The following is a 25,726-nucleotide window of genomic DNA, read 5'->3' on the forward strand; positions in this document are numbered from 1 at the left end:
ATACTGAGACTCATCCGGATTTAATCTATTCTTTGTACGCATAAATAAACACCAACCAATATAGTTTATACGTCTATTATAACGCACTTTTGCGATTGGTGTTGTTTATTCCGTCTAAGAAAAAAAAGACAGCGAGGATGGCTATGAATAAAGCGCGTATATTAATTGTCGAAGATGAAGCAAATATTGCAAGGGTACTTGAGCTGGAACTGGAGCATGAAGGATACGAGACAGCGGTCGCCCGTGATGGGGAGGCAGCATTGGCCCAGCTGGAGAAAAGCAGCTGGTCCCTCGTTCTCCTTGATGTGATGCTGCCGGTTATCAGCGGGATGGAGGTCATGCGGAGAATGAGAGCAGGAGGCGACCAGACGCCTGTCATTCTTTTAACAGCGAGAAATACCGTCGTTGATAAAGTAATGGGACTTGATCAGGGCGCCAATGACTATGTGACAAAACCATTTGACATTGAAGAACTGCTCGCGCGGATTCGCGCAAGCTTGCGGGTTCAGACAGCGGCTGAGCCACAATCATCGAAGGAAGTTTTAGCGATGGCGGATTTGACGGTCGAGCTTTCAACACGTGAAGTAAAGCGGGGCGACACGCTGATTGAATGTACCCCAAGGGAATTTGATCTGCTTGTGTTTTTATTGCGCCACGCTGAGCAGGTTCTCGGCCGTGAACAAATTCTCGAGCATGTATGGGGCTTCGACTACTTTGGCGATACGAATGTCGTCGACGTATATATCCGCTATTTGCGCCAAAAAATCGATAAACCGTTTGACGAGCCGCTTATTCACACAGTGCGCGGCGTCGGATATGTGATGAAGGTAGCGAGAAAATGAGAATTTCCCGCCGGATAACATGGTTTTCAACGGTGTGGCTTTTTGTCCTTTTAGTGATAGTTAACAGTGGCGTTTACTTTTTGTTTGCCCACCAGACGGCTGAAACAGAGCTTGAACGGATTATGTCACAGGCTGAAACGATTGCCGAGGCGATCCGGAGTGATCAAGGAAACGCCGCTAATCTGCTCGCTGCTTATGTACCGCGGGACGGGATGGTCCGGATCATCAGGGAGAACGGCAGTGAGGCCGTTACGGTAACAAAATACCCCGAGCTGCGGGCGATTCCTCATTCGTACACGACAGGTCAGGAAATGGAGCAGCTGCACGATCAGGAGCGACGGATGGCAGTTGCCCGCTTTCCACTTATTTGGAATGACGGCTCTGTCGTTACGCTCGAAGTTATTGAGCCAATGGAATCGTATGAATCGACATTAGCGACGCTGCGGATCGTGCTTCTTATCGCCTCCCTCTTTATCCTCCTGCCTGCTTTTCTGGCGGGACGGGCGTTGAGCCGTCTCCTCCTATATCCAATCCAGGCCTTGAAGGAAACGATGGAGGATATTAGGCGAAGCGGCAGCTTTCAGCGGATCGAGGTGCCGGCTGAACCGAAGGATGAGCTTGATCAAATGGGAGCGACCTTTAACGGGATGATTGAGCTGCTTGAGAAAAACTATGAAAAGCAGCAGCAATTTGTGTCCGATGCTTCCCATGAGCTGAGAACACCTTTAACGGTGATCGAAAGCTATGCGCGACTTTTGCAGCGTTGGGGAAAGAAAGATCCGGCACGGCTGGAGGAAGCGATTCACGCTATTGTTGAAGAGGCAGAGCGGATGAAGGGGCTGACGGAGCAGATGCTCGCACTGGCCACCGGAGAGCCTGATCGGACATTGGAGCTTCGCCGGGTTCAGATCGATGTGCTTGCCGAACAGACTGCGAAAAAGCTAGAGCAGGCCTATGAGCGAAAGCTCCATGTCGAAGCGGCGGAGGCGTGCATCGTCTTTGGCGATGTGCCGCGGCTGAAGCAGCTGCTCTTTATTCTCTGCGAAAATGCCTTGAAATATAGTGGAGATGATGTCATCATTTCCTTGAAGAATCATGCCGCCAGTGTCGAGATGAGAGTTACCGACAAAGGAATTGGCATTCCGAAAAAAGATCTTCCTCATATATTCGAGCGTTTTTTTCGCGTTGATAAAGCGAGAAGCCGCCAGACGGGAGGAAGTGGTCTCGGGCTGTCGATTGCCAAGGCGATCGTAGACGCGCATAAAGGAGAGATTGGCGTGACAAGTGAAGAGGGAGCAGGGACTACCTTTACGGTCACCTTGCCGAAACGAGGAGAAATTGAGGTGAAAAGCGATGGATAGAGCGATATGGAAGAAATGGACGTTGGTCTTAGGAGGAGTTCTGCTTGTGAGTGTACTGGCGTTCATCTTCCTGAAGCCGTCTCAGTCGGCTCTTGCCGAGGAAGAAGTCAGGGCTTCAATCGGCGAGCAGTTTGCCGGAACGGTTCAAGCTTTCGCCCATACGAAACAGAACGGTGTAGAGGTTTACCAGGTCACCTTTTTAACCGAGACCGGTCTCTACGGGGTTCTGGTCGACCCTTATTCGGGCGAGATTCTCTCTTTAAAGCAATTGGCCGACCGTATGCAGATTGAGCCGGAAGGTAACGAAGGAGAATCCCCCAAAAACAGCGAGCTTACTGTTGAACAGGTGAAGGAGCTGATCGCCGGAACGGTTGAAGAAGATGTGACAATTGTTGAAATCGAACAAAGACAGAGGAATGAACGCCCTTTTTATGCTGTTGTGATCGAGCAGCGTGAGGGAGTTGGCAAAATCGAAATCGACGCGATCACGGGCGAGGTATTGAACTACCGCGTTGAAGAGGAGCCGGAAAAAGAGCCGCCGCGCGATGATCAGCCTGCCCAGACGATCACGAAGCAGGAGGCTGAACGAATTGCGCTGGAGCAGGTGGCCGGACATGTCGAGGATGTTGACCTTGAGGACGAGGATGGCCGTCTCTTCTATGAGGTGGAGATCGAAATCGAAGGGCAGGACGGCGATGAAGCAACCGTATTAATTGATGCCATCACAGGCGAAGTGATCACAATCATTTGGGAGGACTAGCAGGGGATGGGTAAAAAAACTATTGTCCCAGCCATATTTTTTGAGCGTAACTCGAGGATGATAGTGGCTTCGTCCTGCGCGCAGCTAGAAGGAAAGAAACTCCCTTTCCTTCTAGCCTTTAAAACATGTGCAGACTTCGCGCACTGCTGTAAGAGCTTGAGATAAAACTAGCTTTGACCTATTGGCAATGGCTCCACACACCACAAGTCCGATGTGAGAAACCCACTCACATCGGACTTTACAAGATCGTGGCGGTTCCGCACATTGCTTAAGGGCTGGACAAAAGGTACAAAAAAATAACCTTTTGTTCCAGCCCTTTTCTCATCAAATTCTCATTTTTCTTTAAGCTGGTTTTCAGAAAGGAGCTGTATGCTGAAAGCAGAATAAGAAAAGGGAGGAAACAAAAATGAACAAATGGACAACGATTGCAACAAGCTTATTACTGGCAGGGGGCGCTGCTATTGGAGTAGCGGGTGCTACGGATAATGGAAAGGTATCTGTCGATGAAGCGGCCGTCGTGTTAAATACGCAAACCGCTCAGCCTACTCAAACGGAAAACGAAAACAGACCAGCCAACGATGAAACGATCTCAAAGGAAGAGGCGATTGCGATCGCCCAGCAGGTGCTGCCCGGCAAGGTGAAAGAAATCGAGCGGGATTCCGATGATGGCCACCGTTATTATGAAATTGAATTGAAGTATGAAGGAAAAGATTATGATTTCGATATTGACGCGGCGACGGGGGAAGTGCTGAATATCGATGGAAATCTGTTAAGAACGCCGCTGGCCGAGGAAATGGAGATCACGGCGGAGCAAGCAAAGCAAGCTGTGCTTGACGAAGTGGGAGAAGGCCGGATCAAGGAAATTGAGCTGGAGAAAAACAGAGGCACGTATATGTATGAAATTGAAGTCAAGGTCCACGGCGACGATGATGATTGGTATGTCGATGCCAATACCGGGGAGGTGCTGGCTTCAGGCCACCATAAGCGCGGAGCCGAGGCCCAGTCACAGCGTACGCAGCAGGCTGACTCAGCTGAGCGCCTGAGTGTGGAAGAAGCGAAAAACATCGCCCTCGCTCATGTCGGGCAAGGAAGAGTAGATGACGCTGATCTTGACCGCGAAAATGGCCGACTCGTTTATGAAATCGAGATTGAGCAGTCCGGTGGAGATGACGTTGAACTGATCATTGATGCCCTAACCGGCGAAATTCTCCACGTCGATTGGGATTAAGCATTAGAAAAGAAGAGAGCCGGGGCTTTATTGCCTTGGCTTTTTTGGACGTGAGTAAAGAGGGGCTGATGATAATTTCAACAGAGCATTTTATGGAAGTCCTACTCTTGGTGGGTTTATCGTATTTGGACCCATATTTTTATTAATTATCTTTCAGCTTTTGTTTCACTAACGGGGGCTTAACCTTAATTAGTATAAGAAGATGTTTGTGTTATTCCATCATGGCGTTATCATGGTAAAATATAAAGGCAGTCATAAATATAGACGATTTATTATTGCAGTCAAATAGCTAATGGCAAGTATAGGTGCATCTCAATACTTGCCATTTTTTGTTTTGCCTCTTTACATAAGTTGAAACTTAAGTTAAAAGAATCCAATGGTGGTGTGATTGGTCAAGATTCCGTTGTATTGATCGTGAATTCACTAACTCCTTATGTGATTAAAAGACCTGCACCAGTTTTGACGCAGGTCTTTTTAAATCTAAGATTTATAAAATCTAACCCCAACTGGCTGTAAGGTTATCCGAGAAATTGCAACAAAAACTAAAACAGCTTTATTACACAATAATCGGCAAATTTTGGCTTAGTTGAATCTTGTATCGTGGTAAAAGACTCCTACTGCACACTAACAGACTTTCAAGCGTTTTACCCGAGCGTGACGGTTGGATTAAGCGTAATTTCAAAAGCTCGCCCCCAGGAAAATTCAGGATTTCCATAAGCGAGGGAGGCGCTGCGGTAAGCAGAAAGGTTCCACGATGAGCCGTTTATTTGTCGGATATTATAGGAAGCGCAGAAAGCGGGCTCGGCGGCGAGAGTGCTTGTATACGCCTGCATTTGTTCGCGGAGAACGGCAGTCAGCTGTAAGTAGTCGCTGCTCGTGTTGAACAGCAGCATATTTTGATCGGGAGCGACATTTGTATAGGCAGAGCGTTCCGCTGAAATGGCGCGGATGTCTCCGATCGTTTCCCGCTTGTAATAATAATCCTTGAGAAATCTTTTGAACAATAAGGAGCCGTGGGCGTTGACCGCGATGTTCAGCGCCTCTGCTTCGGTTTCACTCTTTAAAAAATCGTAACGCGCCTGCCCCATTCCGACGGCAATGCCGATTTTATTTCCAGCTGTGTTCCAGCCGCTGTAGCCGAGAATACGTCCTGTAAACGGGGTTGCCAGCAAGGAGTGGGTAACGGTCGGATCAGCGGGACCAGCTCCAACGAAATCAATGACGATTGTCGGAAGTTGTTTTTTTCCGTTTGCTGCCATCCGCCTTGCCGCATTTTCAGCTTCAGCGGAGCTCGTTATCGAAATGATTTCGATGTCATACGGGCCGCTCGTTACATAGTCCCCGCCTGTTATCTCGACGTGATGACGAATATTGTCTTCAATGTTCATATATTCATATGGGTTGATGATGGTGGAACCGTGCGGCCCGTAGTAGCGTGTCTGAAAGCGGGGCGTTGAACTGCCGTGCTGCAAATGGTTCACCATACGCGCCAGCAGGCAATGGCCGAGGCCGTCAGCATCCGGCAGTATAATTGCCCGCTCGCGGTTTTGTCCGTTTGTTCCGTCGAGCCATTCATTGATCCGGGCTTCGATCCAATTGATTTCATTCATCTGCACGCCTTCGGTCGAGGCATCATCGACACCAATCGCCAGAAAGTCGATCACCTGCTGTTTCGCCAGCTGTTCAAGGACATAGCGATTCGTTTTAAACTTATGACGGCGGGCGTGGTAGTATTGCTCTTTATTGAAGTGAACAGGATCGCCAAAGGCTGTACCGTCTGGACGGAGATCATAGCCGTTTAGAATCGGTTCGAACTCCGTTTCCGTTTTTCGCGTTTGCTGCATAAAGCTTCTCGATTCGCTATAAGAATCTGACGTTTCGCTTTCGACGAACGGAGTTGTGGCGAGACGCATCACCGTATCGAGCACATAGATAGGTTTATGCGGATAACGCTGTTTGATTTGCTTCAGCGTATCGAGCAGGCCAGTTACGGTTGAATCGTAATGCGGGTATGTTCCTCCGCTTGTCGGGCGGAGGCGGCGGCTGCCGATCAGACCCCCGTACACGAGCATATCAATCGAAATAATAAAGCCATCAACCGAATCTGCATGGTTGACAATAAACTGCCGGATATCCGCCGGATTTCCGAAAGTCGGTGAATACGTGCTTGTTATTGATGAGCCACAAGCGAGTAGCTGCGAATCTAACCGGTTCCTGATTGACGCTGTGTTTGGGGTTATAACCTCAATCCCCGCTGATTTTCCTTGCATGATCACATCGTCGGTGTTGACCGGTCTGTCATCAAGTGGTACATACAGAATTCTCCCCATTCAAACCCCTCCATTTGTCTCTTTGTAGCAGCGCGTGAAAAAGTCGCGCTTAGTCATCCCTATGCAAAAGAGAAGGAGGATTTCATCATCCTTTTGACCTCTGCCGGAAGCCGGTTTTTAAAGCGGACGAGCAGTTCACGGCCAATGCGTCATATTTGGAGTTGCCACCTCGATCGTTTTTCTGTTTTTTAGCTGTGAATTGGGGAAAATGGTAGTATGCGAAGAAGATGATCCAAGTGAAAGTGGATCTGGTTTCTGAGCAGTTCCTTTGGCTGTCACAAAAGCTTCGGACGGAATTGATTTTTGGGATTGACTTTTAAGTGAAATGAGTTAGTATGTATAATATTCAAAACTTTTAGAGTAATAGAGGTGCAAGTTATGAAATATGCCTTTGCAAATCGCGTTCGTCATTTACAATCCTCCGCTGTGCGGGACATTCTTAAGGTTGTCGGACAGGGCAATGTTATTTCATTTGCCGGTGGGCTGCCGGATGATGACTTATTTCCGATTGAAGGGATAGAAGAAGCCTTTTCCCGCGTGTTTGAGTCAGGAAAAGGGGCGTTGCAATATATGGAAACAGAGGGCTATCGTCCGCTGCGTGAAGTGATTCTTGAAAGAATGAGCAAAAAGGGAGTGAGCGGCTTTTCAACCGATGAGGTTCTCTTGACGACCGGCTCGCAGCAAGCGATTGATTTGTTCTCAAGAATCATGCTGAGTCCTGGCGATGTGATTTTAACGGAGGACCCGACCTATTTGGCTGCGCTCCAGGTGTTTAAGTCCTATGAGGCTGAGGTAATCGCTGTCGACTCGGATGACAATGGCATGCTTCCTGAAGATTTAGAAAGAAAACTGAAGCTGTTTAAGCCGAAAAGCATTTATGTCGTGCCAACTTTCTCCAACCCGGCGGGCCGCGTCTGGTCACTGGAACGGCGCAAGATGCTCGTTAAGCTTGCTCATAAATACAAGGTAGTCATTTTTGAGGATGATCCGTATGGAGAGATCCAATTCAGACCGGAGGAAACGTATACGCCGCTTGCCGCGCTTGATGATGGGACGCATGTGTTATATACGAGTACCTTTTCCAAAACGGCGGTGCCGGGATTGCGGACAGGCTGGGTTGTCGGTCCATTCCAGGTCATTCGGATGATGGCCCAGGCGAAGCAGGCGAATGATCTTCATTCCAATTCGCTGTCGCAGCAGGCACTGTATCAGCTGTGTCGCCATTTTGACTTAGACGGCCATATTCAAAACCTCGTTAAGGTGTACAAGAGCCGGATGGAAGTGATGGTGAACTGTCTGGAGCGGGCCGATTTGCCGGACCTGCGCTTCGTCACACCGAAAGGCGGGATGTTCCTTTGGGTGGAGCTTGAAAAGTCGCTTAACACTACGACGCTGCTCAATACAGCGGTGGAAAAGGGAGTCGCCTATGTGCCGGGTGAGCCGTTCTATGCCGGGAAACCCGAGAAAAACACGATGCGTCTGAATTATACGCACTCCACCCCGGAAAAAATTGAACAGGGGATGAGCTTGCTCGTGGAGCTTTTGGCAGACCAGGCAAAACTGAAGAACCAGCCGGTAGAAATCGGCAGCTATTAAAACAAAATTCAATTATCAACGCCGTCCCGCGGGGAAATCATCCGCGGGGCGGTTTTTCTTTGACGAGAGTTGAACTAGCCTCTTGGCATAAACATTTCGCTGGAAAAGAATGGGAGCGCTGGCGAAGGGCGTCGGCTTCGCGCGTTACGCGGCTGCCTGAAAGAAGCCCGCTTTCAGTCATCCTTAAAAAATGGTAACGGCTTCGCACGTCGCTTAAAGAAAAACCGTCTGGCGGTTTTTCTTGACATTGTCAGCGGTGCTTTTGAATAAAGATATAAAGATCGTCGAACAGAGGCAATGGAGATAACACTTCTCTGTGCTATCGTTCGAACAACCCGGCTGAACGGGAGGCAACTGAAAAACTTCTCTTTTCGTAAGTCGAAGAAGAGTAATGGCTCCGCGCGTTGCGTGCCTTACCTCGAGAAACCCGCTCGTAGCAAGGCTTTCAAAATCAGGCAACGGGCTTTGTTGAACGACGGGCTTTGCAGAACGTAAAGAGAAGTTATGGTAGCGCTTACATTCCATGCGCTTTGAAAATGAGCGCTTGTTCAGCGGAGGAAAAGGAGGTTTCTGATGAATTTTGAGCTGACAAAGGAACAGCGGATGATCCGCAATCTCGTTCGTGATTTTGCCCAAAAAGAACTGGCCCCATTGGCGGAACGCCTTGATGCCGAAGCGGAATTTCCGGCTGAACAATTTGCGCAAATGGGCGAGCTCGGGCTGCTTGGTCTTCCCTTTCCCGAGAAGTACGGTGGTGCCGGCGCCGATACGATTTCCTACGCGCTTGCCGTAGAAGAAGTAGGTCGGGCCTGCGGCGGGACAGGGTTAAGCTATGCGGCGGCGGTGTCGCTTGGCGCCAGTCCGATTTATTATTTCGGCACAGAGGAGCAAAAGAAAAAGTATTTGACCCCGCTGGCGAAAGGGGAAGCATTCGGAGCATTTGGCTTAACGGAACCCAACGCCGGCTCGGATGCCGGAGGAACGCAAACGACGGCAGTCCTTGATGGAGAGGAGTACATTATCAATGGGGAGAAATGCTGGATTACGAACGCGGGCATTGCCAAAATCGTCACGGTTACGGCGGTGACGGGCCGTGATGAGCAAGGAAGAAAGGTGATTTCGGCCTTTATCGTCCCGACGGATCAGAAAGGTGTAACGATCCGCTGCCAGTACAAAAAAATGGGGGTCCGTGCGTCGAACACATGTCAAGTATTGCTGGAGGATGTCCGCGTCCCGAAAGAAAATGTGCTCGGCGATCCGGCCGGAGGCTTTAAGCAGTTTCTCCACACGCTTGACGGCGGACGGATTTCAATTGGCGCGCTCGCTGTCGGCATTGCGCAGGCCGCCTTTGACAAGGCGCTTGCCTATGCCAAGGAGCGCAAGCAGTTTGGCAGAGCGATTTCATCGTTTCAGGCGATTCAATTTAAGCTCGCTGATATGGCGCTTGACATTGAACTCGCCCGCAATATGGTACTCAAGGCAGCATGGCTCAAGGACGAAGGGAAGCCATTTGCCAAAGAATCGGCCTTTGCCAAGCTGTTTGCCTCCGAGGCGGCGACGAGAGTTTGCAATCAGGCGCTGCAAATTCACGGCGGCTACGGCTATATGCAGGAGTACGGTGTTGAGCGCATGCTCCGTGACGCCAAATTGCTGGAAATCGGGGAGGGAACATCTGAAATCCAGCGGCTCGTCATTGCGAGAAAGCTTGGCTGCTAAAGCAAAATCGGAGGGAGGTGCAGACGGTGTTTACGAAAATATTGATTGCCAATCGTGGAGAAATCGCCGTCAGGGTAATTCGTACGTGCCGGCGGCTCGGCATTAAAACGGTTGCCGTCTATTCCGAGGCTGACCGGACGGCGGCGCATGTTTTCCTTGCGGATGAAGCCTATTTGCTCGGGGCGGCGCCAGTGAGCGAAAGCTACGTAAACAGCGAAAAACTGATCAGTATTGCCAAAGCGGCAAATGTGGAGGCGATCCATCCCGGCTATGGCTTTTTATCTGAACAGGCGCCCTTTGCGAGCCGTTGTCAGGAAGAGGGGCTTGTCTTCATCGGACCATCGCCAGATGTTATCGCTTTAATGGGTGATAAAATTGCGGCACGAAAGGCGATCGAGGCAGCCGGCTTTCCGGTTATCCCGGGAACGAAGGAAGCCGTAATAAGCGAAGAGGAAGCGGTCGACGCCGCGTCTGAAATCGGCTTTCCAGTGATGCTGAAGGCGGCGGCAGGTGGAGGTGGAATCGGAATGGAGCTTGTCTACAATCCGCTTCAGCTAAAGCAGGCGTTCGAGGCTAATCGGCAGCGAGCCTCGCGCTTTTTCAAAAATGGCGAAATGTTTTTAGAAAAAGCTCTTGAAGGCACGCGGCATATTGAAATTCAGCTTTTAGCCGATCATGATGGTCATGTCATTCATCTGTTTGAACGGGACTGCTCCATTCAGCGCCGCCATCAGAAGGTGATTGAGGAAGCGCCGGCCGCGTCGATCAGCGGGCCTTTAAGGGAGAAAATCGCCGAACTGGCTGTTACCGCGGCGAAGCAGCTTGGCTATACGAATGCCGGAACGATAGAATGCTTGGTCGATCAGGAGCAGAACGTCTATTTTTTGGAGATGAATACGAGACTTCAGGTTGAGCACCCGGTAACGGAGGAAGTGACAGGACTCGATCTCGTCGAGTGGCAGCTGCGGATTGCCGCCGGCGAAAAGCTGCATCTGCGGCAGGAGGAGATCGCCTGCACAGGTCATGCGCTCGAGGCGCGGATTTATGCTGAAGACCCGGAGACATTTCTGCCTTCTCCCGGGAAAATAACGCGGATGCTTCAGCCGCAGGAGCCTTATATTCGCCATGAATGCGCCGTATCGGAAGGGAGCGTCGTCTCGCCGTTTTACGACCCGATGATCGCGAAGATCGTCGTTAACGGCTCGTCACGGCTGGAAGCAATCGAGCGGATGAAGTATGCCCTGCGCCGCTATCAGATTGAAGGAATTAAAACGAACCTTCCGCTTTTAAGGAAGATAATCAATCATGATGAATTTTCAGCAGGGAACGTCACAACGAATTTTATTACGGAACATATCGACAATGAGGAGAGTTGAAATATGGCTGAAGTAAAAGCAATGATGGCAGGGAATCTCTGGAAAGTGATCGTTCAGGTTGGCGATGAAGTGACGGTCGGTCAGCAAGTTGCGATACTCGAATCGATGAAGATGGAAATCTCGATCGAAGCAGCAAGCAGTGGAACGGTGACGGCGATTTTGAAGGAGGAAGGGGAGTTTGTCAACGAAGGCGACGTGCTAATGGAAATAACATGAGGAAGGAGGAGAAGGATGACAGACAGCAGTCAAGTGTACGTCCGTGAGGTTGGACCGAGAGACGGGCTCCAGCATGAGCAAACATGGCTGGAAACGGCTGACAAGCTGAGCTGGATTGAACAGCTCGGGCAAGCGGGGCTGTCGTATATCGAGATCACCTCCTTTGTCTCGCCGTCGTGGATTCCGGCATTGGCCGATGCGGACGAGGTGGCACGCAATCTTAAGAAAAGGCCCGGTGTCACCTATGCTGCGCTCGTTCCGAACAGAAGAGGACTTGAACGCGCTTTGCTCGCTAATATCGATGAAGTTGCGATTTTTCTTTCGGCGAGTGACACGCATAATCAGAAAAACATCAATGCTGATACAGAGACAGCGCTTGCTCGTTTGAGCAGGGTGGCCGAGGAGGCGCGGCAGTCCGGGAAGCCGGTGCGTGGCTATCTTTCAATGGCATTCGGCTGCCCCTATGAAGGAAGGGTGGCGGTCGATCAGGTCGAACGGCTGGCAGTGCGCCTGTTCGAAATTGGAGTAACAGAGCTGTCCCTCGGCGATACGATTGGTGTCGCTGGACCGAAGCAAATTGATGCTGTCATCAGCCGGCTTGGCCGCACGATTCCGCTGGAGCGGCTCGCTCTTCACCCCCATAACACCTACGGAACGGGGCTCACGAACATTTATGCTGCTTTTCAGCTTGGGCTCCGTCGCTTTGATGGCTCGACGGGAGGACTTGGCGGCTGTCCTTATGCTCCAGGCGCGTCCGGAAATGTCGCGACTGAGGATCTCGTTTACCTGATGCAAACGCTCGGTGCGGGGACCGGGATTGATCTTGGGCGGCTGACAAGTGCAGCACAATGGATTGAAAAGCGGCTTGGGCGACCATTGCCGAGCAGTCAACTACAGCTGGTCAGAGAGGAAGGTCGGTGCCTGTGAGCGCGTTTGTTGCTGTCGAGGATGCAGGCAGGGGGACGGTTTTGATAACACTGCGCCAGCCGGAACGTGCCAATGCTTTATCGCTCGCGCTACTCGCCGATTTGCAGCGGGTGCTGCGCGAAACGGTGGAGAGAGAGCCGCGCGTGCTCGTGTTCAAAGGCGAAGGAGAGCACGTTTTTTGTGCCGGGGCAGATTTGAAGGAAAGGCTGAAGATGACCGAAGCCGAAGTGCGGCGGACGCTCTCGTTCATCCGGGCGACGATTGAAGCTGTGGCAGCAGTGAAGCAGCCGACAATCGCTGCGATGAACGGTCATGCGTTTGGCGGAGGGCTTGAACTCGGATTAGCCTGTGATCTGCGCATTGTTAGCACCACGAGTTTATATGGGTTGAGCGAAACGTCATTAGGAATTATTCCGGGAGCGGGGGGAACGCAGCGCCTGACACGCTTAATCGGTCTAGGAAAGGCGAAAGAGCTGATTTACACGGCTGCCCGGATTTCCGGCAAGGAAGCGGAACGAATCGGGCTGGCAGAAAGGGCGGCTCCGCAGGAAAAGGTGGTGGAAGAGGCGTTGCAGCTTGCCGCAAAAATCGCTGAACAAGGCCCGATAGCAGTCCAGCAGGCGAAGCAGGCAATCGATGCCGGCTATGATCTTGATCTGCAGACGGCGCTGACGATCGAACAGCTCGCCTATGAGCGAACGCTGTCGACAAAGGACCGGCTTGAAGGGTTGCGCGCCTTTCAGGAAAAGCGCAAGCCGGATTATAAAGGTGAGTAGGAGGGAGAAAAATGACGCAGGAAGATACATTTCATCAGCTGACAGAGAAGCTTCGCGCCGGCGGAAAGCCACAATACCATGCCGGCAATAAAGCACAAAACAAGCTGTTTGTCCGTGAGCGGCTTGAGCTGCTTTTGGACGACGGACTAACGCTGGAGGATGGTTTGTTTGCCAATGCGTTAGCGGAAGGGCTGCCGGCTGACGGCGTTATTACGGGGATAGGCAAGATAAATGGACAGACCGTCTGCGTGATTGCCAATGATTCGACCGTCAAGGCGGGATCATGGGGGGCCAAAACGGTCGAAAAAATGATAAGGATGCAGGAAACCGCTGAAAAGCTTCACGTTCCACTGCTTTATTTAGTTGACTCCGCCGGGGCGAGAATTACCGATCAGGTTGAAATGTTCCCGGGCCGGCGCGGAGCAGGGCGGATTTTTTACCAGCAGATCAAGCTGTCGGGCAAGGTGCCGCAAGTCTGCCTTCTATTCGGACCATCCGCCGCCGGCGGCGCCTATATTCCCGCTTTTTGCGATACGGTGATCATGGTTGACGGCAATGCGTCGATGTATTTAGGCTCGCCGCGGATGGCCGAGATGGTCATTGGCGAGAAAGTGACGCTTGAAGAAATGGGAGGAGCGCGGATGCACTGTCAGGTGTCGGGCTGCGGCGATATTCTGGCGGCGACAGAGGAGGAAGCGATCCGGTTTGCCCGTGATTATTTGCGTTATTTTCCGGCGAGCTATAAGGAACGGCCGGCCCAGGCTGAGGTGCACCCTCCTGCACCCGGCTCGATTGACGAGCTGATTCCTGCCAATCAGAATACACCCTTTGATATGTATCAGCTGATCGAGCGGCTGATCGATGAGAACTCCTTTTTTGAATGGAAGAAGCTGTTCGCGCCTGAGCTGATTAGCGGATTCGCTCGTTTGGACGGACGGGTGATCGGGATTGTGGCGAATCAGCCAAAGGTAAAAGGAGGTGTGCTTTTTCCAGATTCAGCTGATAAGGCCGCTAAATTTATGACGCTCTGTGATGCCTTTCATATTCCGCTGCTATTTCTCGCCGATATTCCGGGCTTTATGATCGGGACAAAAGTCGAACGCGCGGGGATTATCCGTCATGGTGCGAAAATGATCGCTGCGATGGCCGAAGCGACTGTCCCGAAGATTTCCGTAATTATTCGCAAGGCATATGGTGCAGGGTTATACGCGATGGCCGGTCCCGCGTTCGAGCCGGATTGCTGTCTCGCCCTGCCGCAGGCGCAAATTGCCGTCATGGGGCCGGAAGCTGCCGTACAGGCCGTATATGCGAAAAAAATTGCCGAGCTTCCACAGGAGAAGCGAAAGGCTTTTATCGAGGAGCGTCGAAAAGCCTATCAGGAGGATATTGATATTTATCATCTTGCCTCGGAAATGGTCGTTGACGGGATCGTAAAAGGCGATGATTTACGAAAGGAGCTAACCCGACGCTTTTCCGCTTATGAAGGAGAGGAAAGAACATTTAGCGAACGGAAGCACCCTGTGTATCCCGTGTAAGAAAGGAGTAGAGCTGTGGAAAAAAGCTGGCGTCCTACAGCGGACGAAATCGAAAGAACAAGGCTTTATCAATGGATGGAAAGGCTTGGTTTTACCGATTACGAAGAGTTTTACAAGCGCTCGATTACCGATCTCGGCTGGTTTTGGGAACAGGCGGAAAAAGAGCTGGGGATCAGCTGGTACAGTCGCTATGAAAAGGCTTATGATCCGACAAGGGGGATCGAATGGCCGGTTTGGTACCGTGGCGGTCTGCTCAATGCCAGCTATAATGCGGTTAAAAAATGGAGCGCTGCAGTGGAATCCTGTGAACAGCCGGCTCTTTTTTGGGAAGGTGAGGACCGGCAAAAGCGGAAGATGAGCTTTCAGGAGCTGACAGAGGAAACGGAGCGAGTTGCCGCTGGATTAAAGAAGCTTGGCGTGCAGCGTGGCGATGTAGTGATGATTTATATGCCAATGGTGCCGGAGACGGTCATTGCGATGATGGCGATTGCGAAGCTCGGCGCGATTTTTTCGCCGATTTTTTCCGGCTACGGATACGAGGCCGTCGCGACACGGATTCAAGCGGCTGATGCGATAGCCGTCATTACCGCTGACGGCTACCTCCGCAAAGGGCAGGAGATTGCGATGAAGCAGGAGCTTGATCAGGCAGTAGCCTTGTGCCCGACTGTTCAGCATGTTGTCGTCGTTGAACGGCTAAACGCTGCTACTTCATGGAAAGAGGGACGTGATGTAAAGTGGACCGAACTGCTTCGCTCACCCCCGCTAAAAAAAACAGAAACGATGAACAGCGACGATCCGTTGATGATTTTATATACGTCGGGAACGACCGGAAAGCCGAAGGGCACCGTCCATACACATAGCGGCTTTCCATTGAAAGCGGCCTTCGATGCCGGGATTTGCATGGATGTGAACAAAAAGGACCGCGTGTTTTGGTACACCGACTTTGGCTGGATGATGGGACCATTTCTTATATTCGGTGCCTTGCTTAATGGTGCCGCCATCGTGCTTTATGAAGGTGCACCCGATTACCCGGCCCCCGATCGGCTTTGGCAGCTGGCAGCTGAGTACAAGGTGACTCATTTCGGTCTTTCGCCGACCTTGGTGCGGGCGCTGATGAAGCATGGTGAACAGTGGACGCAAAAGCATAAGCTGTCTGAATTAAAGGTGCTGGCTTCAACAGGTGAACCGTGGAATGATAAGCCGTGGGAATGGCTGTTTACCCATGTTGGCAAAAGCCGGTTGCCGATCATCAACTATTCGGGCGGCACGGAAATCGCCGGCGGAATTTTAGGAAATATTCTGATCCGGCCGATTGAGCCGAGTTCGTTTAATGCCGCCTTGCCGGGAATGGCAGCTACCGTCTATTCGGCGGATGGGAAAGAGGTGATAGAAGAAGCCGGTGAGCTGATTTTGACAAAGCCGTGGGTCGGGATGACGAACGGGTTCTGGAACGAGCCGGAGCGTTATATCGCGACATATTGGTCCCGCTGGCCATCTGTTTGGGTGCATGGCGACACGGCTGTCCGCAGCGCGTCAGGCTATTGGCGAATCAGCGGGCGTTCGGACGATACGTTTACGATCGCCGGAAAGCGGATCGGACCGAATGAATTTGAAACTGCCCTGGTCAGCCATAGCGCCGTCCATGAAGCAGGGGCGATCAGCATTCCCGATCCGGTAAAAGGAGAGGCGGCGGTCTGCTTTGTAGTTCTCCGCAAGGAAATGACGGCAAATGAGTCATTAAAACAGGAGCTTCAGACTCATCTCGCCCGGACGTTGGGAAAAGCGTTCGTCCCGCAGACGATCCACTTTATTCGTGATTTGCCAAAAACAAAAAATGGAAAAGTGATGCGGCGCATTTTGAAGGCAAGCTATGTAAACGAAGAGGTAGGCAACCAAACCGCCCTTGAAAATCCCGAGATCGTAAACGAGATCAAAGCACTGCGTCCGAAATAATCCAAGGGACGCAGACTTCGCACACTGCTTCGAGGCTGAACCAAAAGGTAAAACCATCTTTTGCTTCAGTCTCTTTTTCCATTTATTACACAGCTTGTGCGTACATATCTGTCTCTAAAAAAACCACACTAGAAGTACAGAAGGAGGTGAATCAAATGGCTAGCAACAATAACGGCAACTCAAACCAACTTCTTGTACCTGGTGTACAACAAGCGCTTGATCAAATGAAATATGAAATTGCGCAAGAATTTGGCGTGCAGCTTGGAGCCGATGCAACTTCTCGTTCTAACGGTTCTGTAGGTGGAGAAATCACGAAGCGCCTTGTCCAAATGGCTGAACAGCAAATGGGCGGATTTAAACAACAATAATGAAATGGCTTTAAAAAGAGGGTGTCCGTTTAGGGCACCCTTTAAACAATGACTGTGTCCTTAAGGAGGTATCGAAATGGCGATCTGTCTGGTTTGCAACGGTATGAGTCAAATTGATTACATATGTCAAACGTGTCATATACGCACTGTTGATTTTGGAAAAATTATGGATTACGAAGACAGCTACAAGCCCTATGAAGAAATTGAAGTAGCGAAAGTGGCAAATGGGATCGAATATGACCGCGAAGAGCAGCTTTGTCCTCATTATATGATTTGTCCATCCTGTTCAAGCTCGTTTGTGTATCAAGTAAAAGAACAGTAAGCCTCTCCTCCTTTTCCTTCTAATTTAGCGAATTTTCTTGCAAAAATATTGTGAAAGGCTATATAATGTGAAGCATATTCCTTTGGTAGTGAAGGGATAATCACGTTAACAGGGGGGAATAGACTGTGGTACAGGAACAACAAAAAATTGCCGTCGTAACAGGAGGGAGCCGCGGGATTGGAAAAGCGGTCGTTAAAAGGCTTCTTGAAGCAGGCCATCTCGTCGTGTTCGGTAGCCGTACAGAAGCGGATAGTAAGCAAACCGTAAAGGAGCTTTCCTCTATCGGAGAAGTTCATGGCCTTGTGCTCGACGTTTCCGAACGAGAATCGGTTAAACAATTTGTCACTGAAGTGATTCAGCGATTTGCCCGAATCGACATTCTCGTCAACTGTGCCGGAATTAATATTCGCATTCCAGCTGAAGACTATCAGGAGGAGGACTGGGAGAAAGTATTAAACATTAATTTAAGTGGCGCGTACCGGATGTCTCAGGAAGTCGGCAGACAGATGATTAAACAGCAGTCTGGTAAAATATTAAATATTACATCCATGCAGTCTCATATCGTTACTCCTAACCAAAGTGCATACGCTTCTGCGAAAGGTGGTCTTGTCCAATATACGAAGCTCTTGGCCGTTGAATGGGGCAAGCATAATATTCAAGTAAATGGTGTCAGCCCGGGCTTTATCGAAACGGAAATGACAAGAAAAACATTGGAAGAACCGGATTACCGCACGAAGCTGCTTAATCAGACTGCTCAGCAGCGTTTTGGAACACCGGAAGAAGTCGCGGAAGCCGTTGAGTTTCTTGTGTCGGAGCGGGCGAGCTTCATCACTGGCCATATTTTGGCGGTTGATGGCGGATTCCTTGCCGGTCATCCTTCATTCGTTCCGCCGCAGTCATAAGCGAATTTATTGTGGTCGGACCATCATTCCTAACCGAAAAATGATTGCGCTTACAAAGGAAGGAGGAAAAAAATGGGGAAAAATTATCAATTTTCAATTCCGACGGTCATCAAATGTGGTCGCGGGATCTCCAGTCAAATCGGAGAAACGTTGCAAAGCTATCAGCTAAAGAAGCTGTTGATTGTCACGGACAAAGGAGTCAGACAGGCGAATTTGCTGGAAAAAATTGAAGCGTCCTTGCGCGGCAGCGGGATAGAGTATGCCATTTATGATGATGTAGAGCCTAACCCGAAGGCGGAGCTGGTCAATGAAGGAGTCGCTTTTCTCAACGCCGAGCAATGTGATGCGGTGCTTGGAATCGGCGGAGGCAGCAGTCTCGACACTGCGAAGGGGATTGCGGCGATGGTGACAAACGAAGGAAGCATTCTTGACTATGAAGGAATTGGCAAGCTGCCGAACCCGACACTTCCATTGTTTGCGGTACCAACGACGGCGGGAACCGGCAGTGAGGCAACTGCTTCAACGGTTTTTACAGACCGCGAGACGCTGTTTAAAGCGGTCATTATTAGCCCTCATCTGTTTCCAAAGGCCGCCTTTTTAGATCCTGAATTGATTTTGCAGCTGCCACAAGGCATTACAGCAGCTACGGGAATGGATGCGTTAACCCACGCGATTGAATCTTATGTGTCGAAGGAAGCGACCCCTGTTAGTCGCGCTTTGGCGATTCAGGCGATTAAAATGATCGGCGCTGATTTAGAGAAAACCTATTTTGTCGGCACGGATACGGAGAGCCGGGAAAATATGCTCGTTGCCTCGATGCTGGCCGGAGTGGCCTTTTCGCAGTCGCGTTTAGGAAATGTGCACGCGATTTCCCATACGTTCGGCGGTGTATTCAATATTCCGCACGGAATCGCCAATGCGACGCTCCTACCATTTGTCATGGAATTTAATCTTCCGGCCTGCGCGGAAAAAATGAAGGAGATTGCAATCGCACTCGGTGAAGATGTGACAGGTTTAACTACGCTTCAGGCGGGGGAGAAAGCAATTGAGGCTGTCAAACGGCTGAACCAGTCTTTGAATATACCAAATAATATTAAAGAGTTAGGGGTTTCACTGGATCTTTTGCCGCAAATGGTCGCAGACTCGATGAGAAGCGCAAATGTCCTGTCCAATCCTCGCCTGACACGGGCAGAGGATATTGCGTCAATTATTAAAAGCGCTTACGCCACTGAGGAGCTTTGAACCCTCTTTACATACCGGTCATTGATCCGTACAGTGATAGTAGAAACAAAAAAAGGAGCTGATAACATGTTTTACGAAATGAGAACGTATACGATTAAAGTAGGGAAAGTCCCAGAGTATTTAAAGCATTTTGAGGAAAAGGGTCTTCCGGTTATTACGAAATATGCCAAGCTCGTTGCCTGGTGGTACACGGATATCGGCGAACTGAACCAGGTCATTCATGTATGGGAATACGAGAGCATGGATGATCGCGCTGTGAAAAGAAGACAGCTTTATCAGGACCCGGACTGGATTGAAAAGTTTGTACCGACAGCATTTCCGATGCTAGAAAAGCAGGAATCGAAGCTGCTCTATGCCGCCGACTTTTCGCCAATCGGCGGAAAAAACAAGTCATAATGACAAGAGCCTGGGACAAAGGAAGCTGCTGAAAAAGTATGAATTTCACTTTTTCAGCAGCTTTTTCGTAATGAGCGGAGCCATTACTCTTCTTAGAGTTACGAAAATGAAGTTTTTTGCCCAGGCTCTCACCCTTTATAACCCCTCTTTATTTGATGACAAGCTCAGTCTCCTTGTCAAAGAAATGGACTTTGTTCATATCGAGGGCGAGATCAATCGAATCGCTGCTCGCCACTGTGGTGCGGGAATCGATTCGGGCGATCAGCTCCTGTCCATCCACCGTCGTATAAAGAATCGTTTCTGCCCCCATCAGCTCTGCAACATCAACCTGTACGGTGATCTTTGTCCCGGGCGATGCCTCGATAAACGCCAGCTCATCATGAACATCCTCAGGGCGAATGCCGAGAATCAATTCTTCGCCATCATAGCCTTTTTCCTTTAACAATTTTAAGCGGGCGCTCGGAACGCTGATCGCGATATTGCCCGTCCTGAATGAGTCGCCTTCAATCCGGCCCTGAAGAAAGTTCATCGCCGGAGAGCCGATGAAACCGCCGACAAAAATATTTTTTGGGTTGTCATACACTTCTTTCGGCGACCCGACCTGCTGAATAAAGCCGTCCTTCATAATGACAATCCGTGTCGCCATCGTCATCGCTTCCGTCTGGTCATGCGTAACGTAGATCGTTGTCGTTTGCAGACGCTTGTGGAGCTTAATAATTTCCGCTCTCATTTGTACACGCAATTTTGCATCGAGATTGGAAAGCGGTTCATCCATAAGGAACACTTGCGGGTCGCGGACAATCGCCCGTCCGAGTGCGACACGCTGCCGCTGCCCACCGGACATCGCTTTCGGCTTACGGTCGAGCATTTCCTCTAAGCCGAGAATTTTTGCGGCATCTCTCACCCGCCGGTCAATTTCATCCTTTTTGAATTTGCGGAGCTTAAGACCGAACGCCATATTGTCATAGACATTCATATGAGGATACAGCGCATAGTTCTGGAACACCATCGCAATATCGCGATCCTTCGGGGCGACATCATTCATCCGTTTTGAACCTATATACAAGTCACCCTTTGAAATGTCCTCCAGCCCGGCAATCATCCGCAGGGTTGTTGATTTTCCACAGCCGGAAGGACCGACAAACACGATAAATTCTTTATCCTCAATATCGAGGTTAAAGTCGGTCACGGCGGTTACGCCCCCGTCATATACCTTGTACACATTCTTTAATTGAATCTCTGCCATTATTGTCCCTCCTCCTTCACTTATTTGAATTGTAAGTTTTTATAGGAGGGAGAGCTATAGCAACATTGCACAAACTTTTACGGAGCCGTTGTGCACAATGACAAATCGGCATCGCTTATCTGCTATAAATGCCGTCCTCAAGTAAAAGCAGCGCAACGTAGACGACGACAGCCTGAGGAAACTGGCGGATATCAAAGCGCGTGCGCTCCATCCATTTATCGATCCGGTATTGCAGGCTGTTGCGGTGCATATGGAGCGCTTTGGCAGCGGCGGAAATATTGAGATTGGATTCGAAATAGAAGCGGAGGCTGTTTAACAGCTCTTGATCCGCGAGCAGCTCCTTGTCGAAAATCCGGCTGATGAATTGAGTCCGTTCCTGCGCTGATAAGGATTGCAGCCAAAAGTAAGGAATCAGCTCATATTCATAATAAACGCGTTTTCGTTTTTTGGGCGTAACGAAACGGTCGAAGCAGGCCGACTCCCACTGGAATTGTGATTTTGCCAACGATATCGACTGACTCGATCCGATCAGCAGAGTGACATCGACATAGAAATCAGTCGAAAGAGCTTCACAAAAGCTCAAATAATCAGGAGATTCATAGTCCTGCTGCCCGGCATCCGTGACAATCACTCCCCTTGTTGGACTGATCCACAAAAAGGTCATCGACAAATCAAACTCGCTCTCCCAAATTTGCTGAAAAGCGGTAACGTCCTCAATCTGCTTCTCAAGCAAAAAGTGAATCAATTGTACCGATTCAGGCTGACTGGGCGGCTGCCCCTGATGAAAAAGCCAATCTGCCCATTGCTTTTCCGAAACCGACTTCGGCAGCGGCAAAGGCCGGTAAGCCTTCAGCAGGAGCGATAACAGCATTTGCTCATTTTCCGTCAGCTTCGCCTTCATAAAACCGAGCGGCTTCTCATCCTCTCCTTCAAACCACAACACACCCTCTGCGTCCGGCTGATAAGACCCGGGAAAAATCGCCCCAGCAAACTGCCGCTTCACCTTCTCAATCATCCTCAATCCCCCTTCCCATATACGTTTCCAACAGTATACCAAAAAGCCCAACCAAATGGTCGGTTTTTGACCATTTGGTTGGGCTTGAAGGAACGAGCGGAGCCGCTTTCAAACAGCCCGATAAATGATTTTATTATCGGGCAAAGCGAGCGAAGCCGTTGCGAAAAGAAGGAAGGTTTTTGACCATTTGGTTGGGCTTGAAGGAACGAACGAAGCCGCTTTCAAACAGCCCGATAAATGATTTTATTATCGGGCAAAGCGAGCGAAGCCGTTGCGAAAAGAAGGAAGGTTTTTGACCATTTGGTTGGGCTTGAAGGAACGAGCGAAGCCGCTTTCAAACAGGCCGATAAATGATTTTATTATCGGGCAAAGCGAGCGAAGCCGTTGCGAAAAGAAGGAAGGTTTTTGACCATTTGGTTGGGCTTGGTTATTGTTCTCCTGGTGGATCCTCTTTCTTGAAATCACGGGCTTGCTCAATTTTTCCGGCATGGTGGTCGTTGACGGTGCCGCCGCCAAGTCCTTCGTTAATCATCCGGTCAACATCGACAAAGTATTTATCGCGTCCTTCATGCTGAGAGTCTTTTTTATCTGCTGACATCTATCCCACTCCTTTACGATTAGCGTGGCGGAGAGAGGATGTTTTTATACATCGGGCGAAGCTGGCTTGATCTAACAACGTGTCGTATACTAGAGCTATCGCAGAGAACATTGAAGGAGTGACACACGGTTGCAAACAGTAGGATTGATTGGCTTTATGGTTATCATTGGCGCGATTATCGGCGGTGTGACCAATTCATTAGCGATAAAAATGCTCTTTCGCCCATATAGGGAAATAAAAATTAGAGGATGGCGCTTGCCGTTTACGCCAGGATTAATTCCAAAGCGGCATGATGAATTAGCGTCTCAACTTGGAAAAATGGTCGTTGACTATTTATTAACAGCAGAAGGGCTGACAAAAAAGCTCAAAAGCTCTGCTTTTACAACGGGCATGACGAGCTGGCTTCAGGGCGAGGTGAAGAAGCTGGCAGCGAGTGAGGTCAGCGTCGCGCAGCTGCTGAAAGAGCATACAGAGATCAAGGAGCCAAAGCAGCTGATGGTGGAACACACCGAGCGTTTTGTCCAGCAAAAATATCGCGCTTTTTTTGACCGGCATCAACAGACAGCACTGGAACAACTCCTGCCGGCTCCTTTGTTGGGAGCGGTAGAGCAGCAAATCCCGAAACTGACCGCCTATTTATTGGAGCGCGGTCAGCATTTTTTGCAGCAGCCGGAGGGGAAAGAGCGGCTCAGCATAATGATTGACCGCTTTCTCGCGCAAAAAGGGACGATCGGTAATATGGTCTCGATGTTTTTAGGAAATGAGCGGCTTGTCGATAAAGTCCAGCCTGAACTGATCAAATTTTTCCGTGATGAAGGAACAAGTCAGCTCGTCGAAAACCTGCTCACTCAGGAATGGGATAAGATCAGACAAAAGCGTCTCGGCGAGCTTGAAGAATTTCTAAATGAAGAACAGACCGTCGACTGGCTCGTGCAAACAGCCGAACGGCAAATCCCGGTGTATCAATGGCTTGAACTGCCATTGAACGAATGGGCGGCGAAATATAAAGAGACCGTTACGACGGCCATCATTCCAAAAGGGGTTGACCTGCTCACCGATTGGCTTGCGCTTCACTTAGAAACATTACTGGCGAGCTTTCATTTGGATGAAATTGTCCGCGAACAGGTACAAGCCTTTTCTGTCGAGCGTCTTGAGGAATTGGTATTATCGATTTCAAGGCGCGAATTTAAAATGATCACCTATCTCGGGGCGCTTCTAGGCGGCGTTATCGGTCTGATTCAAAGTTTTATTGTGCTGATGCTCGGGTAAAGAAAAGGAAAAGCGACTGTAGTATTTGCTTCATTTCACTGTAAGGGATGCAATGTCGGAGTGAACATGTTATAGTCGAAAAGACTATGTTTTTTAGGAGGACTTACCTTATGTCGAATGTATACGATAAGGCTCAGGAATTAAAGCGCGGTTTAGCGGAAAGCGAAGAGTTTACGACTTTGAAATCATTGCATGAGCAAATCGAAGCAGATGAGATTGCGAAGAAAATGCTTGATAATTTCCGCCGGCTTCAGCTTGATCTTCAGCAGAAGCAAATGCAGGGAGTTCAAATCACTGAAGAAGAGGCGCAGCAGGCTCAACAGCAATTTGAAGTGATCCAGCAGCATGAGTTGATTTCAAAGCTGATGGAAGCAGAGCAGCGCTTAAGCGTGATCATCGGCGACATTAACAAAATTATTACAGAGCCGCTTGAAGCGATTTACGGCAATCCGGAACCGCAATAAGCGGGTTGAAGCCTTTTGCCGATTTGAGTTAAAACAGGCTATGGCTTTGGCTATTTTAAAACAGGCAGTCCTGACAGGGCTGCCTGTTTTTTCGATTAATGCTTTGTCAGTTTTTTGCCAATCAGGGCGGCCATATGAAAAATAAACCCGGCAAACAGGCCAAGGGCGATGGAAGCGAGAATGGTCATGCCAATATTGGCAAAAGGCCGTTCCATGCTCGATATAGATAATAGAATCAGAATCAATGGAGGAAATAAATAAAATGACAACAATCTTTTCACGGGTCAAGACTCCTTTATGAGTGTTAGTCAAAAGTATATAGCGGATCGGGCGGGTTTTCAATAGAATGAGCAGTTCTATCATTCGGGCTCATCTCATAAGCTAAGGGAGAAGAGTGAATCCACATTTTTATTATGGACAACGAGAAAAGGGGGACACGGAAGATGACATACCGCTTGCTAGCCCTGAACATCGACGGAACATTGCTAAAAGCAAATGCCAGAATAGCAAGGCAGACAAAGGATGCGATTGACTATGTCAAACAAAAAGGGGTCTATGTGACGTTGGCTACGTCGAGGCCGTTTCCATCAGCCAAAAAGGTGGCGAAATCATTAAAATTATCGAATTATCTGATTACGAATGATGGTGCTTTTGTCGCTTCTTCGAACAAAGAGCCACTCTTTGTCAGGGCGATCCCGACGGAAATCGCAATCCAGCTCTCGGATTTTCTTGAGCAATATGAATGTCACATCCGCGTACTATATGAGGATCACGCGATCGGAAACAGAGTCCGGCAAAAAAGTAATTTAATTGCCAAAATGACGGTCGGGGTGGGCGATCCGCTTTACTATCCGATTTCATTCGTCGACTCGGTAAGTGAGCAAATGCTGAAGGATGCGAGTCCGCCTCCAAAAGTTCAAGTACAATTCTTTAATGATTTTGAGGAGTTAAAAGCCATCCAGCAAATCAAAAAACAGGTAAAAGGAATTCATGTGATGGAAACAGGCGCAGGCCGCTATGATTTTGTTCATGCCGAAGCCTCAAAGGCGCGGGGGTTGATCGAATTGGGACGGCATCTTGGTATTGAGCCAAGTGAAATGGTCGCCATTGGCGCCTATGACAATGATGTCGAAATGGTGTCGCAGGCTGGTCTTGGCGTCGCGATGGGCAATGCAACACCGGCAGTTAAGGATGCGGCCGACTGGCTGACGCGTTCCAATGAGCAGAACGGTGTCTCTTACATGATCAGAGAGGTTTTTCGTAAGCAGCTGCGTGTGCAATTATAACA

Annotated in this window: 25 protein-coding genes; 20 read left to right on the plus strand and 5 right to left on the minus strand. The window is 49.6% G+C overall.

Translation table 11 applies throughout. From position 1 onward, the window contains the following. Positions 1-143: 143 nt before the first annotated feature. The 4 genes from M3212_RS18955 (at position 144) to M3212_RS18970 (ending at position 4,191) form a co-directional block, all read left to right on the plus strand. Positions 144-842 carry a response regulator transcription factor gene (locus tag M3212_RS18955; protein ID WP_251195525.1) on the plus strand — a complete coding sequence of 233 codons (699 nt, stop codon included), beginning with the start codon at positions 144-146 and terminating at the stop codon, positions 840-842. After that, positions 839-2,203 (plus strand): HAMP domain-containing sensor histidine kinase, encoded by a 1,365-nt coding sequence (locus M3212_RS18960; RefSeq protein ID WP_251195526.1) that lies wholly within the window; start codon positions 839-841, stop codon positions 2,201-2,203. Before M3212_RS18955 ends, M3212_RS18960 begins: the two co-directional genes overlap by 4 nt. Further along, complete coding sequence (locus M3212_RS18965; RefSeq protein WP_251195527.1) at positions 2,196-2,963, plus strand: PepSY domain-containing protein; 768 nt, start codon at positions 2,196-2,198, stop codon at positions 2,961-2,963. Before M3212_RS18960 ends, M3212_RS18965 begins: the two co-directional genes overlap by 8 nt. 406 nt (positions 2,964-3,369) lie before the next feature. Continuing rightward, a complete protein-coding gene (locus tag M3212_RS18970; RefSeq protein WP_251195528.1) occupies positions 3,370-4,191 on the plus strand; it encodes a PepSY domain-containing protein in 822 nt (273 codons plus the stop codon). A 644-nt stretch (positions 4,192-4,835) separates the two neighbouring features. On the opposite strand, the gene M3212_RS18975 is transcribed toward M3212_RS18970, so the two are convergent. Further along, complete coding sequence (locus M3212_RS18975) at positions 4,836-6,521, minus strand: DUF4127 family protein (RefSeq protein WP_251195529.1); 1,686 nt, start codon at positions 6,519-6,521, stop codon at positions 4,836-4,838. Positions 6,522-6,899: 378 nt separating this feature from the next. Between M3212_RS18975 and M3212_RS18980 the strand changes: the two genes are divergently transcribed. From M3212_RS18980 to M3212_RS19040, 13 genes are all read left to right on the plus strand, one after another. Then, positions 6,900-8,117 carry a PLP-dependent aminotransferase family protein gene (locus M3212_RS18980; RefSeq protein WP_251195530.1) on the plus strand — a complete coding sequence of 406 codons (1,218 nt, stop codon included), beginning with the start codon at positions 6,900-6,902 and terminating at the stop codon, positions 8,115-8,117. A gap of 573 nt (positions 8,118-8,690) precedes the next feature. Beyond that, a complete protein-coding gene (locus M3212_RS18985; protein WP_251195531.1) occupies positions 8,691-9,833 on the plus strand; it encodes an acyl-CoA dehydrogenase in 1,143 nt (380 codons plus the stop codon). A 26-nt stretch (positions 9,834-9,859) separates the two neighbouring features. After that, positions 9,860-11,209: an acetyl-CoA carboxylase biotin carboxylase subunit gene (locus M3212_RS18990; RefSeq protein WP_251195532.1), complete on the plus strand. Its 1,350-nt coding sequence runs from the start codon at positions 9,860-9,862 to the stop codon at positions 11,207-11,209. A 3-nt stretch (positions 11,210-11,212) separates the two neighbouring features. Then, entirely contained in the window at positions 11,213-11,425 is a 213-nt protein-coding gene (locus M3212_RS18995) for an acetyl-CoA carboxylase biotin carboxyl carrier protein subunit (protein WP_251195533.1), read from the plus strand. A 15-nt stretch (positions 11,426-11,440) separates the two neighbouring features. After that, positions 11,441-12,352, plus strand: a complete 912-nt coding sequence (locus M3212_RS19000; protein WP_251195534.1) for a hydroxymethylglutaryl-CoA lyase — start codon at positions 11,441-11,443, stop codon at positions 12,350-12,352. Then, positions 12,349-13,128, plus strand: a complete 780-nt coding sequence (locus M3212_RS19005) for an enoyl-CoA hydratase-related protein (RefSeq protein WP_251195535.1) — start codon at positions 12,349-12,351, stop codon at positions 13,126-13,128. The genes M3212_RS19000 and M3212_RS19005 overlap by 4 nt, the downstream gene beginning before the upstream one ends. Positions 13,129-13,139: 11 nt before the next feature. Then, entirely contained in the window at positions 13,140-14,663 is a 1,524-nt protein-coding gene (locus tag M3212_RS19010) for an acyl-CoA carboxylase subunit beta (protein ID WP_251195536.1), read from the plus strand. Between the two features lie 75 nt (positions 14,664-14,738). Then, a complete protein-coding gene (locus tag M3212_RS19015) occupies positions 14,739-16,616 on the plus strand; it encodes an AMP-binding protein (RefSeq protein ID WP_251195565.1) in 1,878 nt (625 codons plus the stop codon). Positions 16,617-16,771: 155 nt separating this feature from the next. Next, entirely contained in the window at positions 16,772-16,984 is a 213-nt protein-coding gene (locus M3212_RS19020; RefSeq protein ID WP_251195537.1) for an alpha/beta-type small acid-soluble spore protein, read from the plus strand. A 76-nt stretch (positions 16,985-17,060) separates the two neighbouring features. Then, positions 17,061-17,306, plus strand: a complete 246-nt coding sequence (locus M3212_RS19025; RefSeq protein WP_251195538.1) for a hypothetical protein — start codon at positions 17,061-17,063, stop codon at positions 17,304-17,306. A 125-nt stretch (positions 17,307-17,431) separates the two neighbouring features. Beyond that, positions 17,432-18,208 carry an SDR family NAD(P)-dependent oxidoreductase gene (locus M3212_RS19030; protein WP_251195539.1) on the plus strand — a complete coding sequence of 259 codons (777 nt, stop codon included), beginning with the start codon at positions 17,432-17,434 and terminating at the stop codon, positions 18,206-18,208. Positions 18,209-18,280: 72 nt separating this feature from the next. After that, entirely contained in the window at positions 18,281-19,450 is a 1,170-nt protein-coding gene (locus M3212_RS19035) for an iron-containing alcohol dehydrogenase (RefSeq protein ID WP_251195540.1), read from the plus strand. 66 nt (positions 19,451-19,516) lie between these two features. Then, entirely contained in the window at positions 19,517-19,846 is a 330-nt protein-coding gene (locus tag M3212_RS19040) for an NIPSNAP family protein (protein WP_251195541.1), read from the plus strand. Positions 19,847-19,994: 148 nt separating this feature from the next. Here M3212_RS19040 and M3212_RS19045 read toward each other — a convergent pair whose 3' ends face one another. From M3212_RS19045 to M3212_RS19055, 3 genes are all read right to left on the minus strand, one after another. After that, on the minus strand, positions 19,995-21,092 hold the full coding sequence (locus M3212_RS19045; RefSeq protein WP_251195542.1) for an ABC transporter ATP-binding protein: 1,098 nt from the start codon (positions 21,090-21,092) through the stop codon (positions 19,995-19,997). Positions 21,093-21,207: 115 nt separating this feature from the next. Further along, positions 21,208-22,107 carry a PucR family transcriptional regulator gene (locus tag M3212_RS19050; RefSeq protein WP_251195543.1) on the minus strand — a complete coding sequence of 300 codons (900 nt, stop codon included), beginning with the start codon at positions 22,105-22,107 and terminating at the stop codon, positions 21,208-21,210. A 427-nt stretch (positions 22,108-22,534) separates the two neighbouring features. Then, the gene (locus tag M3212_RS19055) at positions 22,535-22,705 is read right to left on the minus strand and encodes a hypothetical protein (protein WP_251195544.1); all 171 of its coding nucleotides are present in this window, start codon (positions 22,703-22,705) and stop codon (positions 22,535-22,537) included. Positions 22,706-22,834: 129 nt separating this feature from the next. On the opposite strand from M3212_RS19055, the gene M3212_RS19060 reads away from it, so the two are divergent. Together M3212_RS19060 and M3212_RS19065 are read left to right on the plus strand one after the other, a co-directional pair. Then, positions 22,835-23,974 carry a DUF445 domain-containing protein gene (locus M3212_RS19060; RefSeq protein WP_251195545.1) on the plus strand — a complete coding sequence of 380 codons (1,140 nt, stop codon included), beginning with the start codon at positions 22,835-22,837 and terminating at the stop codon, positions 23,972-23,974. A 110-nt stretch (positions 23,975-24,084) separates the two neighbouring features. Then, entirely contained in the window at positions 24,085-24,438 is a 354-nt protein-coding gene (locus tag M3212_RS19065; RefSeq protein ID WP_251195546.1) for a YlbF family regulator, read from the plus strand. A gap of 95 nt (positions 24,439-24,533) precedes the next feature. On the opposite strand, the gene M3212_RS19070 is transcribed toward M3212_RS19065, so the two are convergent. Further along, positions 24,534-24,719, minus strand: a complete 186-nt coding sequence (locus M3212_RS19070; RefSeq protein WP_251195547.1) for a hypothetical protein — start codon at positions 24,717-24,719, stop codon at positions 24,534-24,536. A gap of 162 nt (positions 24,720-24,881) precedes the next feature. Here M3212_RS19070 and M3212_RS19075 point away from each other — a divergent pair, with 162 nt between their 5' ends. Continuing rightward, on the plus strand, positions 24,882-25,724 hold the full coding sequence (locus tag M3212_RS19075; RefSeq protein WP_251195548.1) for an HAD family hydrolase: 843 nt from the start codon (positions 24,882-24,884) through the stop codon (positions 25,722-25,724). Positions 25,725-25,726 lie beyond the last annotated feature (2 nt).

This window comes from Halalkalibacter oceani (assembly GCF_023715705.1).
Lineage (GTDB): Bacteria > Bacillota > Bacilli > Bacillales > Bacillaceae_D > Halalkalibacter > Halalkalibacter oceani_A.